The sequence below is a fragment of the Treponema sp. R8-4-B8 genome (genome assembly GCF_054786175.1).
On the sequence record NZ_BDHE01000382.1, the window covers coordinates 1 to 453 of the forward strand.

The 453-nt window shown below is 45.0% G+C and carries 1 pseudogene; it reads right to left on the minus strand.

Annotated features, from left to right (window positions below):
• A pseudogene (locus tag ACYVRA_RS08865) lies at nt 1-408 on the minus strand (hypothetical protein); the annotation flags it as partial.
• Nucleotides 409-453 lie beyond the last annotated feature (45 nt).

The following is a 453-nucleotide window of genomic DNA, read 5'->3' on the forward strand; positions in this document are numbered from 1 at the left end:
ATTTTTCAGCAGCATATATCTGTTGTTGTTCTGGCTGCTGTGCCCGTTTGCCGTTATGGAAGTTTTTATGCTGCTGCTTCTTGTTCCGTTATTCTGCGCGATTGATTCATATTGCTCAATAAAACAAAGCCTTGATTTTTCAGTAATAATGTCTTGGGGCTTATCAGTCTTTGTCTCAAACGGGAGCAGAACGTCGGCAAAAGACGCGCGCCTGCCGTAATCGTTTGAACCGCAGTCAAGATAATTCCATTCTTTGGGCAGATAATCAAGCTCAACAATGCCGGCGCCCCTGGGTTGCATGTAACAGTTAATTAAGGCATCCTGCAAAATAAATTCTTTTACCCCGCCAAACTCCAAATCATACTGTATTAATGACGGAATAAATTTTCCGTCTTCACGGGACATCATTTCCGCGCGCAACACCGAACTGTACCCCGCCTCGCGAAGTTCCCC